This is a genomic window from Pseudomonas sp. SID14000, from assembly GCF_002165135.1.
In the GTDB taxonomy this organism is placed as follows: Bacteria; Pseudomonadota; Gammaproteobacteria; order Pseudomonadales; family Pseudomonadaceae; genus Aquipseudomonas.
Genome location: NZ_NFZQ01000001.1, coordinates 557,920 through 572,965 on the forward strand (window position 1 = coordinate 557,920; position 15,046 = coordinate 572,965).

A 15,046-nucleotide genomic window follows, 5' to 3' on the forward strand; every position below is an offset into this window, starting at 1 on the left:
CAACAACTCCATCAGTCATGCCGGCCCTTTCGCAGCACAAGGCTGCTCCTACAGAGGAGCGCGGAAACTTCATGAAGACTCGGATCATCAAACCGCTGTGCACGGCAATCGCCCTTCTGGTCGGCGCGGCCATCCTCTGGCAGGCCTACACCGCCTTCCAGGCGCGCTACCTGCGCCCGTTCGACAATCAAACCACGCTGTTCGACGGCAGCCAGCTGCAGCTTCCCCCCGAACTGGCCGGCCCCGGCCCGATCCGGGTAGTGCATTTCTGGGACCCAGCCTGCCCGTGCAACGTCGGCAACCAGCAGCACCTGGGCGACTTGGTCAGCCAGTTCGCCGGCCAGGGCGTGGCCTTCCATGTGCTTCAAAGGCCCGGCAGCCACGGCCAATTGCCCGCCAACCTCACCGCCCTCAAGCCACTCGCCAGCCTGCCCGGCAGCGAACACCTGCCCGCCTCCCCGGCGGTGGCTATCTGGGACCGGCAAGGCCACCTCGCCTACTTCGGCCCCTACAGTGAAGGCGCGGTGTGCAACGCCAGCAACAGCTTCATCGAACCGATCCTCAAGGCGCTGCTCGACGGCCGCCAGGTGAGCGCCTCCAATACCCTGGCAGTGGGCTGCTACTGCTCTTGGGCCGGCTGACGCACCCGAGCCGGGTTGCCCACTACTACCGCGCCCGCCGGCACGTCACGGGTGACCACGCTACCGGCACCCACCACGGCGTTGTCACCGATGGTCACCCCCGGCAGGATGATCGCCGCGCCGCCGATCCACACGTTGTTGCCGATGGTCACCGGCCGACCGCTCTCCAGCCCGGTGCGGCGCACCTCGGGGTCGAGCGGGTGGTCGGCGGTATAGATCTGCACGTTGGGGCCGATCTGGCAGTCGTCACCGATACGCACCGGCAGCACGTCGAGGATCACGCAGCTGAAATTCATGAAGGTATTGCGGCCGACGCTGATGTTGTAGCCATAGTCGCAATAGAACGGCGGGCGGATCACCGCGCCTTCACCGACCTGGCCAAAGTGCTCTAGCAGCAGCCCGTGACGTGCGTCGTTGAGCAACTCGACACTGCTGTTGTAGCGGTGCATCCAGTGCTTGTTGGCGATCTGCTCGGCCTGCAGCTCGGGGCAGCCAGCGTGATAGAGCTGGCCTGTAAGCATTTTCTGTTTTTCGCTAAGGGACATGGAAACTCCTTCCTGGGGCTATGCTCTGTTCGCGAATCCGCCGATCATCGGACCACATTTTTCGCTTGAACGCACAAGGAGCCTGCATGAAGCGCAGCCTGACCCTGTTGGCCGTGGTAGTTGCCGTGGCCGCCGGCGCCGGATACTGGTATGTGCAGGGCAAGCTGCCACAACGCGAGGGCGAGGTGGCCATCGCCGGCCTGCAGGCCCCGGTCAGCGTGCGCTACGACGCCCGCGGCGTACCGCACCTGCAGGCGCAGAGCGAACCGGACCTGTACCGTGCCCTCGGTTACGTGCATGCCCAGGACCGGCTGTTCCAGATGGAGATCCTGCGCCGCCTGGCCCAGGGCGAGCTGGCCGAGGTGCTGGGTGACAAGCTGCTGCCCACCGATACCCTGTTCCGCAGCCTGCGCATTCGCGAACAGGCAGCACTAATGGCCAAGCGTCAGGACCGGCAAGCGCCCGCCTGGCAAGCCCTTCAGGCCTACCTTGAGGGGGTGAACAGCTGGCAGGCCAGCCACCCCAAGCCCATGGAGTTCGACCTGCTCGGTATCACCCCGCGCCCGTTCAGCGCCGAAGACACTCTGAGCATCGCCGGCTACCTGGCCTACAGCTTTGCCGCCGCGTTTCGCACCGAGCCCGCGCTGACCTACATCCGCGACCAGTTGGGCCCCGAGTACCTGAGCATATTCGATCTCGCCTGGCAGCCCGAAGGTGCCCTGGGTACACCGCTGGCCGCTGCCGACTGGCAAAGCCTGGAGGCCATCGCACGTCTCAGCCATGAAGCACTGGGCGATGCGGGCATCCCGCAATTCGAGGGCAGCAACGCCTGGGCCGTGGCCGGCAGCCGCACCCGCAGCGGCAGGCCGCTGCTGGCCGGCGACCCGCACATCGGTTTCGCAGTGCCGGCGGTGTGGTACGAGGCCGAGCTGTCAGCGCCCGGTTTCAACCTGTATGGCTACTTCCAGGCGCTCAACCCCTTCGCCCTGCTCGGCCATAACCGCGACTTCGGCTGGAGCCTGACCATGTTCCAGAACGACGACGTCGACCTGATCGCCGAGCGCACCAACCCGGTCGACACCAACCAGGTGATGGTCGATGGCAAATGGCAGGCGCTGGAAAAGACCGAGCAGCAGATCGCCGTCAAAGGCGAAGCACCGGTCACCCTCAACCTGCGCCGCTCGCCCCATGGCCCGATCGTCAACGACGTGCTGGGCGCCACTGCCGGGCCCACGCCAATCGCCATGTGGTGGGCGTTCCTGGAAACCGAAAACCCGATCCTCGACGGCTTCTACCAGCTCAACCGCGCCGATACCCTGGGCAAGATGCGCGAGGCTGCGGCCAAGGTGCATGCGCCGGGGCTTAACCTGGTCTGGGCCAATGCCCGTGGCGATATCGGCTGGTGGGCGGCGGCACGGTTGCCGATCCGCCCCGACGGCGTCGACCCCGCGTTCATCCTCGACGGTGCCAGTGCGCAGGCCGACAAGCTCGGCTTCTATCCCTTCGGCGTCAACCCGCAGCAGGAAAACCCGGCGCGCGGCTACATTGTCTCTGCCAACTACCAGCCTCCGGCGGCGGTGCCGATACCCGGTTACTACAACCTGCCAGACCGAGGCCGCCAGCTCGACCGCCACCTGGCCAACCCCGATGTGAAGTGGGATACCCAAAACAGCCAGGCGCTACAGCTGGACACTGCCAGCGATCATGGCCCGCGTACCCTTGCACCACTGCTGGCAACACTGCGTGCAGTGGCCGAAGGCGATGAAGAGAAGGAGCTGGTCGAGCAGCTGGCGGCCTGGGGCGGCGACTACCCGCTCGACTCGACCAGTGCCACGCTGTTCAACCAATTCCTCTATGACCTGGCATTCGCGGCCCTGCATGACGAACTGGGCGATACCTGGTTCCCGGTGCTGATCAGCACCCGCGCCATCGATGCCGCCCTGCCGCGCCTGGCAGCGGATGCCGATTCGCCCTGGTGGAACACCCGCGGAGCCAACCAGCGCACCGACCGTACCGCCGTGGTGCGTACGGCGTGGCAGAACAGCTTGAAGCACCTGCGGGAGACCATGGGCAGTGATCCGGCAAGCTGGCAGTGGGGCAAGGCGCATACCCTGACTCACAACCACCCGCTGGGGGTTAAAAAGCCGCTGAACCTGCTGTTCAACGTTGGCCCGTTCGCCGCGCCGGGTACCCATGAGGTGCCGAACAACCTCTCGGCGAAGATCGGCCCGGCGCCATGGCCGGTGACCTATGGGCCGTCGACGCGGCGGCTGGTCGACTTCGCCGATGCCGGGCAGGCGCTGACCAGCAACCCGGTCGGGCAGAGCGGCGTGCCGTTCGACAGGCATTTTGCGGATCAGGCCGAAGGGTATGTGCAGGGGCAGTACCAGAAGGCGCAGATGGGGGTGATTCCGGCGCAGAGTACCTTGCGATTGGTGCCAGCTCAGTAAAGGGGCTGCCATGCAGCCCATTCGCAGCGCAAGGCTGCTCCTACAAGAGACCGCGATCCCCGGTAGGAGCAGCCTTGTGCTGCGAATGGGCCGCAAAGCGGCCCCCGGTAATTTCGAATACGCTACAGCACTACCAGCCGAGACCCATTCCATGCAAAGACACTTCATCGAAATCGACGGCGCCCGCATGAGCTACATCGACCAGGGCCAGGGTTTCCCGGTTCTGCTCGGCCACAGCTACCTGTGGTCCGCCGAGATGTGGCAACCACAAATCGAAGCCCTGTCAGCACACTTCCGCGTCATCGTCCCCGAACTCTGGGGCCACGGTGGCTCCGATGCTCCGCCTGCCACGACCATCGACATGAGCGCCCTGGCCCGCCAGCATCTGGCACTGCTGGACGCCCTGGACATTGGCAAATGCCATTTGGTCGGCCTGTCGGTCGGCGGCATGTGGGGCGCGCAACTGGCCCTGGAACACCCCGAGCGGGTAGACCGCCTGGTGCTGATGGATACATACCTCGGCGCCGAGCCGGAGGCGACCCGGCTCAAGTACTTCGGCCTGCTCGACGCAGCCAGTGCCGCCGGGCTGTTCCCGGAGCCATTGCTGGATATCGTCGTACCGATCTTCTTCCATGCAGGCGGGCAGACTGTGCCGGAAGTGCGCGAAGGCTTCCGCGCAGCTTTGAAAGCGAGCAGTGCCGAGGTGATTCGGCAGAGTCTCGATCCGATGGGGCGGGTGATCTTTGGCCGGCCAGACTTGCTGTCGCGACTGGGAGAACTGGCCAGTGAGCGGACCATCGTGGTCTGTGGCGACCAGGACATTCCACGGCCGCCGGAAGAGTCCAATGAAATGGCGCGAATCATTGGCTGCCTGGCGGCGCAGATCCCGTTTGCGGGGCATATCTCCAGCCTGGAGAACCCGCAGGTGGTGAATGAATTCCTGTTGAACTGGCTGCCGCGTAACCAGTGATATTGCCGGGGCTGCCTTGCAGCCCTTGTGGGAGCGGGTTCACCCGCGAAGCAGGCAACGCGGTGTATGGCACCGGCTTCGCCGGTGTTCGCGGGTGAACCCGCTCCCACAACGGCCCCATTTACCCGACTAACCCTGCCACTTGCCCCCTTCCACAATCACGCTTTCCGGCTTGGTGTCATCACTCAGTTCCTTGCGTACATACTGGTCATACAGCTTCAGCAGAAACTTCTCCTCCCCCAGCTTGGCCAGCTCGGCATTCACCCAGTCACGCAGCTCGGTGTTGCCCTTCTTCACCGCCGGTGCAATCGGTGCTTCGTCACCCAGCAGCTCAGGCAACACGCGGTACCCCGGATTCTGCTTGGCCCAGCTGAACAGAATCAGGTTGTCCTGCGCATAGGCATCACCACGGCCGGTGGCCAGCGCCTGCAGCGACTCGCTGTTCTTCTCGAACTTGAGCAGTTTCCAGTCCGGGTGGTTCTTGGTCAGCCAGATATCAGCGGTAGTGCCGGTGGTGACGATGATGGTCTTGTCGGCCAGGTCGTCAAGCTTCTGCACCGGGCTGCCATCCGCGACGATGGCCTGCACGGCAACGCGCAGGTTGGGGTTGGTGAAGTCCACCGCTTCCTTGCGCTCCGGGGTCACGGTCATGTTGGCGAGGATCAGGTCGACCTTGTCGCTCTGCAGGAACGGAATACGGCTGGCCGGCTCCACGGCAACGAACTCGACCTTGTTTTCATCACCCAGCAGGTCCTTGGCCAGGCGCCGGCCGATGTCGGTATCAAAGCCCACGTAGCGGCCCTTTTCATCGACGAAACCAAACGGTGGCTTGTCGGTGAACACCCCGACAATAAGCTTGTCGCGGGCCTTGATGGTTTCCAGGTAGCTGGTGGCCGGCGAGGCCGCCGCAGGCTTGGGTGGTTCTTCAGCCTTGTTGCAGCCGGCCAGCAGGGCCAGGCCGAACAGCGGCGCCAGCAGTTTGGTGAGGGTGGCAGTTTTCATGACAGTTCCTTGTGCTGTGTCTTCGGCAGGCTTTCTACGAAGGAGAATTTCTCCAGGAACTGCTGCGCGCGTGCGGTCCGCGGTCGGGTGAAGAAGCTCTCGGGGTCACCCTGCTCAAGGACCCTGCCGGCCTCCATGAACACGATGCGGTCGGCCACCGCGCGAGCGAAGGCCATTTCGTGGGTAACGATGAGCAAGGTCATGCCGTCGCGGGCCAGGCCCTGGATCACCTGCAGCACCTCCTTGACCATTTCCGGGTCGAGGGCCGCGGTAACCTCGTCGAACAGCATCACCTCGGGGTTCATGCACAGCGAACGCACGATGGCGATGCGCTGTTGCTGGCCACCGGACAACTGCCGGGGAAAGGCGTCGCGCTTGTCCAGCAGGCCGACCCGCGCCAACAGCGCCTCGGCCTGGGCCTGCGCTTCGGCGCGCTCGCGCTTTTGCACCTTGAGCGGGCCAAGCAGCAGGTTGTCGATCACGCTCATGTGGCCGAACAGGTGATAGCTCTGGAACACCATGCCGACCCGCTGGCGGATTTCGCGCCAATCGGTGCGCGGGTCGAGCAACTCCTGCCCGGCCAGGCGCAAGTGACCGCCGTGGGCCTGTTCCAGGCCGTTGAGGCAGCGCAGCAGCGTGCTTTTGCCACAGCCGCTGGGGCCGAGAATGACCACCACCTCGCCGGCCGCCACCCGGAGGTCGACGTCCTTGAGCACCTGGTGCTCGCCAAAGAACTTGTTGAAACCCTGGAATTCGATCAATGCGCTCATGAGTGGGCCCAGCGGCGTTCCAGCACGCGCGAAGCGGCGGACAGCGGATAACAGACGATGAAGAAGAACAGGAACAAGGCACCGTAGATCAGCACCGACTCGTAGGTGCGTTCGATGATCTGCTGGCCGGCCTTGATCACCTCGACCACGCCGATCAGCACCGCCAGCGAGCTGGTCTTGATGATTCGCGTGTAGATGTTGATGGTCGGCGGGGTCATGCGCTTGAGCGCCTGTGGCAACAGCACGTAGCCATACAGCTGCCAGCCGGCCAAGCCGATCGAAAGCCCCGCCTCGCGCTGGCCGCGCGGCAGCGAGCGCAGCGCGCCTCGCACCACCTCACCCACCTCGCTAGCGCCCCACAGGCCCAGCACCAGCACCGCGCACCAGAAGCTGGGGATGCTCAGGGCAAAGAAGATCGGCAGGCCGAAGAACACCAGGTACAGCCAGACCAGTACCGGGATGGCACGGAACAGTTCCAGGTACACCTGCAAGGCGATATTCAGGGCCCGGTTGCCCAAGGTTGCCAACACACCATAAAGCACACCGCCCAGCGTCGCGAAGAGGATGCCCAGCGCGGAGATGGCCAGGGTCTGCGCCGCGCCGCCAGCCAGCTGCGGCAATGCCTGCAGCAGCAGTTCAGACGCCGAACTGGCCATGTTGCAGCCTCCTTTCGAGATGGCGCAGCAACAACGACAGCGGCAGGAACAGCAGCACACAGAGCAGGGTCAGCACGGTGAGCATTTCATAGGTCTTGTAGTACAGCGCGATGTAGTTTTTGGTGGTGTAGAGGATTTCCGGCACGGCCACCGCCGACACCACGGTGGTTTCCTTGAGCAGGAAGATGAAGTTGGCGAACAGCGCCGGCAGGCTGAGGATGCCAGCCTGAGGCAGCACCACGTGGCGCAGCAACTGGCCTTCGGACAGGCCGATGGAACGCCCGGACTCCAGCTGGGCACGGGGCACGGCCTCGACGCCGGCACGCAGCACCTCGGTGAGGTAGGCACCGCCCATGAAGGTCATGGTGATGATTGCAGCGGCAATGCCGGAAATCTTGAGGCCCAGGCTGGGCAAGGCGAAGAAGATGAAGAACAGCTGGATCAGCAGCGGCGTGTTGCGGGCCAGCTCCACGTAGGCTTTTACCAGGCGCCACAGATACGGGGTGCGCAATACCAGCAATGTGGCGTTGACCAGGGCAACAAGCAGCGAGGTGGCGATGGCGATCAGGCCGACCTGCAGGGTCACGCCCACGGCCTTGAGGAAGGCGGGCAGCGTGCTGAGGATGAAGGCGGTGTCGAGGGTCATGGTGAAGCAGGTCTGCAGGGTGCGCGTGGGCACGATAGCTAGACTCTAATGATCTAAAAACTTTTTAATAAATACCTTTATCGCATATGTATATCACTGAGAATTCCACGCTGATGGCATTTATTGCCGGCGCACGCAGGACCTTGTGGGAGCGGCTTTAGCCGCGAACACCGGCGCAGCCGGTGCCATGCCCCGAGTTGGATTCTTCGCGGCTAAAGCCGCTCCCACAGGGTACGCGGACCGCTGGCGAATTCAGTACTCTAAGCGACAGCGCAGCCCAAAGGGCTGAGCCATCTCCCACAGGTAACGGTTCCCGGAAATGAAAACGCCGACACAAGGGTGTCGGCGTTGGGTCATGCCAGGTTATGCAAGCGCATCAGAACGCCGGCAGCACCGCACCTTGGTACTTCTTGGCGATGAATTCCTTCACTTGCGGGCTGGTCAGGGCCTTGGCCAGCTTCTGGATGGCTTCGCTGTCCTTGTTGTCCGGGCGGGCGACCAGGAAGTTCACGTATGGCGAGTCGCTGCCTTCGATCACCAGCGCGTCCTTGGCCGGGTTCAGGCCGGCTTCCAGCGCGTAGTTGGTGTTGATCATGTCCAGGTCGACCTGGTCCAGCACGCGCGGCAGCATGGCCGACTCAAGCTCGCGGAACTTCAGCTTCTTCGGGTTCTCGGCGATGTCCTTGGGGGTTGCCAGGGCGTTTTTCGGGTCTTTCAGGGTGATCAGACCAGCCTTCTGCAACAACAGCAGGGCGCGGCCGCTGTTGCTGCCCTCGTTAGGGATGGCAACGGTAGCGCCTTCTTTCAGTTCGCTCAGGCTCTTGACCTTCTTCGAGTAACCACCGAAGGGCTCGACGTGCACGCCGATCACGGTATCCAGGTGGGTGCCCTTGCCTTCGTTGAAGTTCTGCAGGTACGGCAGGGTCTGGAAGTAGTTGGCGTCCAGGCGCTTCTGGTCAACCTGCACGTTCGGCTGAACGTAGTCGGTGAAGACCTTGATCTGCAGGTCCACACCTTCCTTGGCCAGGGTCGGCTTGATCAGTTCGAGGATTTCGGCGTGCGGTACCGGGGTGGCGGCAACCACCAGTTTTTCGGCGGCGGCAGCCAGGCCGGCGAACGACAGGGCAGCAGCCAGGGCAGTGGTCAGCAGGGTCTTCTTCATGGTGGTCCTTGTTCTGGTTCTGGGCCATCGACGATGGCGAATCGGGTGCCCAACCGGTTCACCAGCGGGCGTGAGGCGGACAATACCGAGATTTTTTATTCCGTAATAATATCTTTTATTTAGCTTCTTATTCCAAAAACAAAATACCATCAACCACTTTGCTCATGAGTGGTGTCTAGCGCGCGGAGTTGGGCAAATCGAGGTCTTCAGCCAGGATCTCTTCGCCATCATTCACCAGCAAGGCGAAGTGGATGACGTTCTCCAGTTCACGGGTGTTTCCAGGCCAGGGGTGCGCCTCCAGCGCCCGCTGCGCCGCCTCGCTAACCAGCGGCACAGGCCGCTGCAGGCGCGAGCTGTAGATGCCCACGAAGTACTCGGCCAACGGCAGGATATCGCCCGGCCGCTCGCGCAGCGGCGGCAGCTCCAGCGCCCCCTCGCGCAGGTACTGGTAGAGGCGTTCGCTGAAGCGCCCCGCCCGTACCACCCGCGCTAGGTCGATACTGGTGGCGGCCACCAGGCGCACGTCCACCGGCTGCGGTTGCTGCGCGCCCACCCGGGTAACCTCGCGGTTTTCCAGGGCGGCCAGCAGCTTGCCCTGAATGGCCAGCGGCAAGTCGGCGATCTCGTCCAGGTACAACGTGCCGCCGTTGGCCGAGCCGAACCAGCCGGCCCGGCTGCTGGCCGTGCCGCCCTGGCTGCCGGCGCTGTAGCCGAACAGCTCGGCATCGGCGTAGGTGGGGCTGATGGCCGCGCAGTTGACCGACACGAACAGCCCGCTGCGGTCACTGGCGCGGTGAATCTGCCGGGCCAGCAGTTCCTTGCCGGTGCCGGTTTCGCCACGGATGAGCACCGGCAGGGGTTGCGGCGCCAGGTGCTCCAGCTCTGCGCGCAACTGCTGGGAACGCGGGTCGATGAACACCAGCGCCTTGGCACGGATGCTCAGCGGGCTCTTGTCCAGCTCGGGGAAGGTCAGCAACGGCTGGCCAAAGGGGTTTTGAAAAGTCATGACGAACTCCCGCCCCAGGCCTGCAGTGGCCGGGCGTCAGGCAAACGGTAAACAGTAAGGGCGATCAGGCGCGGCGCAGTGCGCGCTGCTCGACCCGGCTTTGCAAGCGATACAGGTAGGCGAAGCCTTGTTCCCAGCGCTCATGGCCGGACTTGACGTTGATGTGCCAGGCGTTGGTCAGCAGCCCTGCTTCGGCGCCCCAGACCTGGGCCAGGTACAGCGCCCTTGGCACGCTCACGGCCGGGTCGTTGTCCGAGCTGACCACCTGGCTGGGGAATGGCAGTGCTTCGGTCGGGATCGGCGCGAAGTTGCGCAGTGCCGGCGCGCAGGTCGGCCGCTCCACGTCAGCGGGCGCCACCAGCAGCGCGCCACGTACCCGCCGCAGCAGGGCCGGGCTGGCTTGCGTGGCCCAATGAGCGACAGTGATGCAGCCCAGGCTGTGGGCGATCAGAATCACCGGCGAGCGCTCGGCGGCAATCGCCTGCTCCAAGGCCTGCACCCAGTCCTGGCGTTGCGGGGTCAGCCAGTCGTGCTGCTCGACCCGGGCGCTGTTGGGCAGGGTTCGCTGCCAGTGACTTTGCCAATGGTTGTCTGGCGATCCCTGCCAGCCCGGCACAATCAGGTAACGAATCGACTCATTGCGCATGGGGACGCCTCCAGTGAGTTTGCGTGCTTGGAGACAAGTATAGGGAGGGAGTTATATCAGTAAAGGAATAAGAAGCTATTTGTTAATAACTAAAATGCAATCCAGGCAAAAAAAGGGGCCATCCCCTGCCAAGAGATATGGCCCCTAAGCACTTGCCTGAAGAGAATTGGCAGGTTCAGCGCGTTCGATAGCCGCCATGGCGCCCGGGATATTCGCGCAAGGCATGAGATTGCCGCGAGGGCTGCGCCCTCGATCGCGACGCAAGGCCGCTCCTACACCGACCGCGCAAGCCCCAGGCATAAAAAAGCCCAGGACCAACCCTGGGCTTTTCATAATCAAGGGCGACTCAGATATCCGCCACCTTCTGCCAAACCTTCGGCCGGAAGAACAATGTCTCCCCCCGCGCCAACCCGGTCAGGCTGTCATGGTCCTTGACCACTTCGGCCTCGATCAGCTCGCTCTGCCCTTCCACCTTCAAGGTCACCCGCGTGGTCGCGCCCAACGGCCGGATATCCCGCACCTCGGCCGCATGGTGCCCTTCGGTCTCGTGCCGCGACAGCGACACTTCGTGCGGGCGGAACAGTACATGGTGTCCTTCGCTCAGGGCCAGGCGGTTGGAGTCACCGAGGAAGTGGTAGACAAAATCGTTGGCCGGGTGCTCGTACACCTCGCCCGGGGAGCCGATCTGCTCGATCACCCCCTTGTTCATCACCACGATGCGGTCAGCCACCTCCATGGCCTCTTCCTGGTCGTGGGTGACGAACACCGAAGTCAGGTTGATGTCCTCGTGCAGGCGCGCCAGCCAGCGGCGCAACTCCTTGCGCACCTTGGCATCCAGCGCACCGAACGGCTCGTCCAGCAGCAGCACCTTGGGCTCCACCGCCAGGGCACGGGCCAGGGCGATACGCTGGCGCTGGCCACCAGACAACTGCTCGGGATAGCGGTCGGACAGCCAGTCCAGCTGCACCATGTTCAGCAGTTCATGCACCTTCTCGGCAATCTTGCTCTCGCTCGGGCGCTCGCCCTTGGGCTTCATGCGCAGGCCGAAGGCAACGTTGTCGAACACACTCATCTGGCGGAACAACGCATAGTGCTGGAACACGAAACCGACGTTGCGGTCGCGCACGTCGTGGCCGGACACGTCCTCGCCATGGAACACGATATTGCCCTGGTCAGGGGTTTCCAGACCGGCGATGATACGTAGCAGGGTAGTCTTGCCGCAGCCGGACGGGCCGAGCAGGGCTACCAGCTCGCCGCTGTTGATATCCAGGTTGATGTTGTCCAGGGCCTGGAAGCTGTTGAAGCGCTTGCTGACGTTACGAACTTCGATCGACATGAATCATTCCTCCGCGGCGCTGTTGCGCAGGCGGTTAATACGGTTCTCGCTCCACTGCTTGAGCAGCAGGATGAAGAGCGCCAGGATCAGCAGCAGGCTGGCTACGCTGAAGGCCGCGACATGGTTGTACTCGTTGTAGAGGATCTCCACGTGCAGTGGCAAGGTATTGGTCACGCCGCGAATGTGGCCGGACACTACCGACACAGCGCCAAACTCGCCCATGGCCCGCGCGGTGCACAGCACCACGCCGTAGATCAGGCCCCATTTGATGTTCGGCAGGGTCACGTGCCAGAACATCTGCCAGCCATTGGCGCCGAGCAGGCGCGCGGCCTCCTCTTCCTGCGTGCCCTGCTCCTGCATCAGCGGGATCAGCTCACGGGCCACGAACGGTACGGTGACGAAGATGGTGGCCAGGACGATGCCCGGCAGGGCGAACACGATCTGGATATCGTGGTCCTGCAGCCACGGCCCGAACAGGCCTTGCGCGCCGAACATCAGCACGTAGACCAGGCCGGCGATCACCGGCGATACCGAGAACGGCAGGTCGATCAAGGTGACCAGGATGCTCTTGCCGCGGAAGGTGTACTTGCTCACGCACCAGGCGGCACTGACGCCAAACACCAGGTTCAGCGGCACCGAAATGACCACGGCGAGCAGGGTCAGCTTCAGCGCCGACAACGCATCGGGCTCGAAGATCGCCTCGAAGAAGGTGCCAAAGCCGTTCTTCAGCGCCTGCGACACCACGATCACCAGCGGCAGCAGCAGGAACAGCGCGAACACCAGCCAGCCAAGGCCGATCAGGATGCGCCGCGAAGTCGCGCTGCCACGGCGGGCGGCATTGGCGGCGGCGGTTGCATTCAGGGACGAACTGGACATGCCGGCCTCCTTCAAGGGGTTTCGATACGGCGCTGCAGCAGGTTGATCAGCAGCAGCAGGATGAAGGAAACCACCAGCATCAGCACGCCGATAGCGGTCGCGCCGGTGTAGTCGTACTGGTCGAGCTTGACCATGATCAGCAGCGGCAGGATCTCGGTCTTCATTGGCATGTTGCCGGCGATGAAGATCACCGAACCATACTCGCCCACGCCGCGGGCGAAGGCCAGGGCAAAGCCAGTCAGCCAGGCAGGCAGCAGCGCTGGCGCCAGCACGTGGCGAAACACCTGCAGCGGCTTGGCGCCCAGGCAGGCGGCAGCCTCCTCCACTTCACGCGGGATATCGGCCAGCACCGGCTGCACTGTTCGCACCACGAACGGCAGGGTGACGAAGGTCAGCGCCAGGGTGATGCCCAGTGGGGTGTAGGCGATCTTGAAGCCCAGGTCGGTGGCGAACTGGCCGACCCAGCCCGAAGGCGCGTACAGGGCAGTCAGGGCGATACCGGCCACGGCCGTGGGCAGGGCGAACGGCAGGTCGATCATCGCATCGATGATCTTGCGCCCGGGGAAGGTGTAGCGCACCAGCACCCAGGCCAGCAAAGTACCGATCACACCGTTGATGACGGCGGCGAACAGGGCGGTGCCAAAACTCAGCTTGAGCGCGGCGATCACCCGTGGCGCACTGATGACGTTCCAGAACTGCTCCCAGGTAAGCTGCGCGGCATGCACGAACATGGCGGCCAGCGGTATCAGCACTATCAGGCTGAGGTACACCAAGGTGTAGCCCAGCGTCAGCCCGAAGCCGGGTATGACGGGGGAAATGCGGCGTGACATAAATATCCCTGGTTGAACGCACTAAGCCCGGAATCAATCCCGGGCCGGTGCAGGCTTCTGAATCTTGGGGCTGCTTTGAAGCCCAATCGCGACGCAAGGCCGCTCCCACAGGAGATTGCGGTTCCTTGTGGGAGCGGCCTTGCGTCGCGATTGGGCCGCAAAGCGGCCCCGCTTTTCCTTGGCTATTACTGTGCCTGATAGATCTGGTCGAACACACCACCATCGTTGAAGAATTTCGGTTGTGCAGTCTTCCAGCCACCGAAGTCCTTGTCGATGGTTACCAGGTCCAGTTTCGGGAACTGCTTGCCGAACTCGGCAGCCACCTTGGCATCACGCGGGCGGTAGAAGTTCTCGGCGGCGATCTTCTGCCCGGCCGGGCTGTACAGGTGCTTGAGGTATTCGGTGGCAATCTCGGTATTGCCCTTCTTCTCGGCGTTCTTGTCCACCACCGCCACCGGCGGTTCGGCAAGGATCGACAGCGAAGGCACGACGATCTCGAACTTGTCGGCACCACCGTCTTCCTTCAGCGCCAGGAAGGCTTCGTTTTCCCAGGCCAGCAGCACATCGCCCTGGCCGTTATTGACGAAGGTGATGGTCGAGCCACGGGCCCCGGTATCCAGCACCGGTACGTGCTTGAACAGCTCCTGCACGTACTCCTTGGCCTTGTCTTCGCTACCGCCGGCCTTCAGGCCATAGGCCCAGGCAGCCAGGAAGTTCCAGCGGGCGCCGCCAGAGGTTTTCGGGTTGGGGGTGATGACCGACACATCCTTCTTGATCAAGTCGCCCCAGTCCTTGATGCCTTTCGGGTTGCCCTTGCGCACCAGGAACACGATGGTCGAGGTGTACGGGGTGCTGGCATCCGGCAGGCGGGTCTGCCAGTTTTCCGGCAGGGTCTTGCCGAGCTTGGCAACTTCGTCGATGTCACCGGCCAGGGCCAGGGTCACCACATCGGCACGCAGGCCGTCGATCACCGCACGGGCCTGCTTGCCCGAACCGCCGTGGGATTGCTGGATCTTCACCTTGTCACCCGGGTGGGCCTGCTGCCAATGCTTGATGAACTCGGCGTTGTACTGCTGGTAAAGCTCGCGGGTCGGGTCGTAGGACACGTTCAGCAGTTCGTAGTCCTTGGCGATGGCGGAACCGGCAAAAACAGCACTGGCCAGGGCGGCGAGCGCATAACGGCGGATGGACATGGTGAAGCTCCCGATTGGCATTTTTCTAGTTTTGAATGTGTGGTGCGGTCAGCCGGTCTTGTTGCCGGGCTGCTGCAGGCGGAACTTCTCCTTGCGCTCGATCTGTACGACCTGAGCGTTGTGCACGGTAATCTCCACCGCACCGAATCGCAGGTCGCGCAGAGCGCTCTGGATTTCACGCAGAATGGTGGCTTCGTCCTGACCGTCGATGCTACGCAGAGATGCACTCATGCTCGTTCTCCTTGGAGTGAGGGTGCCGGGCTGAGGTTTGAAGGGGATTTGCGCCTGGCTTGAGGGCAATAGTAGTGAGGCGGGTT

Annotated in this window: 16 protein-coding genes; 3 read left to right on the forward strand and 13 right to left on the reverse strand. The window is 63.4% G+C overall.

Annotation, left to right across the window (positions count from 1 at the left end; all coding sequences use genetic code 11):
* Positions 1-71 precede the first annotated feature (71 nt).
* Positions 72-641, forward strand: a complete 570-nt coding sequence (locus CAY82_RS02515; protein WP_087499795.1) for a DUF6436 domain-containing protein — start codon at positions 72-74, stop codon at positions 639-641.
* Here CAY82_RS02515 and CAY82_RS02520 read toward each other — a convergent pair.
* Positions 620-1,186, reverse strand: a complete 567-nt coding sequence (locus CAY82_RS02520) for a sugar O-acetyltransferase (protein WP_087499796.1) — start codon at positions 1,184-1,186, stop codon at positions 620-622. The two genes, CAY82_RS02515 and CAY82_RS02520, sit on opposite strands and share 22 nt — an antisense overlap.
* Before the next feature lie 86 nt (positions 1,187-1,272).
* On the opposite strand from CAY82_RS02520, the gene CAY82_RS02525 reads away from it, so the two are divergent.
* Both CAY82_RS02525 and CAY82_RS02530 read left to right on the forward strand, forming a co-directional pair.
* Complete coding sequence (locus CAY82_RS02525) at positions 1,273-3,636, forward strand: penicillin acylase family protein (protein ID WP_087499797.1); 2,364 nt, start codon at positions 1,273-1,275, stop codon at positions 3,634-3,636.
* A gap of 151 nt (positions 3,637-3,787) precedes the next feature.
* Positions 3,788-4,606 carry an alpha/beta fold hydrolase gene (locus CAY82_RS02530; RefSeq protein WP_087499851.1) on the forward strand — a complete coding sequence of 273 codons (819 nt, stop codon included), beginning with the start codon at positions 3,788-3,790 and terminating at the stop codon, positions 4,604-4,606.
* Positions 4,607-4,735: 129 nt separating this feature from the next.
* Here CAY82_RS02530 and CAY82_RS02535 read toward each other — a convergent pair whose 3' ends face one another.
* The 12 genes from CAY82_RS02535 to oscA form a co-directional block, all read right to left on the reverse strand.
* Positions 4,736-5,608, reverse strand: coding sequence for a transporter substrate-binding domain-containing protein (locus CAY82_RS02535; RefSeq protein ID WP_087499798.1), 873 nt, complete (start codon positions 5,606-5,608; stop codon positions 4,736-4,738).
* Positions 5,605-6,378, reverse strand: coding sequence for an amino acid ABC transporter ATP-binding protein (locus CAY82_RS02540; RefSeq protein WP_087499799.1), 774 nt, complete (start codon positions 6,376-6,378; stop codon positions 5,605-5,607). The genes CAY82_RS02535 and CAY82_RS02540 overlap by 4 nt, the downstream gene beginning before the upstream one ends.
* Positions 6,375-7,034, reverse strand: a complete 660-nt coding sequence (locus tag CAY82_RS02545) for an amino acid ABC transporter permease (protein WP_085721359.1) — start codon at positions 7,032-7,034, stop codon at positions 6,375-6,377. Before CAY82_RS02545 ends, CAY82_RS02540 begins: the two co-directional genes overlap by 4 nt.
* Entirely contained in the window at positions 7,015-7,680 is a 666-nt protein-coding gene (locus tag CAY82_RS02550) for an amino acid ABC transporter permease (protein WP_087499852.1), read from the reverse strand. Before CAY82_RS02550 ends, CAY82_RS02545 begins: the two co-directional genes overlap by 20 nt.
* 376 nt (positions 7,681-8,056) lie before the next feature.
* Positions 8,057-8,842, reverse strand: coding sequence for a MetQ/NlpA family ABC transporter substrate-binding protein (locus CAY82_RS02555; RefSeq protein WP_063912133.1), 786 nt, complete (start codon positions 8,840-8,842; stop codon positions 8,057-8,059).
* 175 nt (positions 8,843-9,017) lie between these two features.
* A complete protein-coding gene (locus CAY82_RS02560) occupies positions 9,018-9,848 on the reverse strand; it encodes a sigma 54-interacting transcriptional regulator (RefSeq protein WP_087499800.1) in 831 nt (276 codons plus the stop codon).
* Positions 9,849-9,912: 64 nt separating this feature from the next.
* On the reverse strand, positions 9,913-10,494 hold the full coding sequence (locus tag CAY82_RS02565; protein ID WP_087499801.1) for an alpha/beta hydrolase: 582 nt from the start codon (positions 10,492-10,494) through the stop codon (positions 9,913-9,915).
* A gap of 346 nt (positions 10,495-10,840) precedes the next feature.
* Positions 10,841-11,830 carry a sulfate/molybdate ABC transporter ATP-binding protein gene (locus CAY82_RS02570; RefSeq protein ID WP_087499802.1) on the reverse strand — a complete coding sequence of 330 codons (990 nt, stop codon included), beginning with the start codon at positions 11,828-11,830 and terminating at the stop codon, positions 10,841-10,843.
* Positions 11,831-11,833: 3 nt separating this feature from the next.
* Positions 11,834-12,706: a sulfate ABC transporter permease subunit CysW gene (gene cysW, locus CAY82_RS02575; RefSeq protein WP_087499803.1), complete on the reverse strand. Its 873-nt coding sequence runs from the start codon at positions 12,704-12,706 to the stop codon at positions 11,834-11,836.
* An 11-nt stretch (positions 12,707-12,717) separates the two neighbouring features.
* Entirely contained in the window at positions 12,718-13,536 is an 819-nt protein-coding gene (cysT, locus tag CAY82_RS02580; protein ID WP_063912140.1) for a sulfate ABC transporter permease subunit CysT, read from the reverse strand.
* A 185-nt stretch (positions 13,537-13,721) separates the two neighbouring features.
* A complete protein-coding gene (locus CAY82_RS02590) occupies positions 13,722-14,729 on the reverse strand; it encodes a sulfate ABC transporter substrate-binding protein (RefSeq protein ID WP_087499805.1) in 1,008 nt (335 codons plus the stop codon).
* A gap of 48 nt (positions 14,730-14,777) precedes the next feature.
* Entirely contained in the window at positions 14,778-14,960 is a 183-nt protein-coding gene (gene oscA, locus CAY82_RS02595; protein WP_003258557.1) for a sulfur starvation response protein OscA, read from the reverse strand.
* Positions 14,961-15,046: the final 86 nt, after the last annotated feature.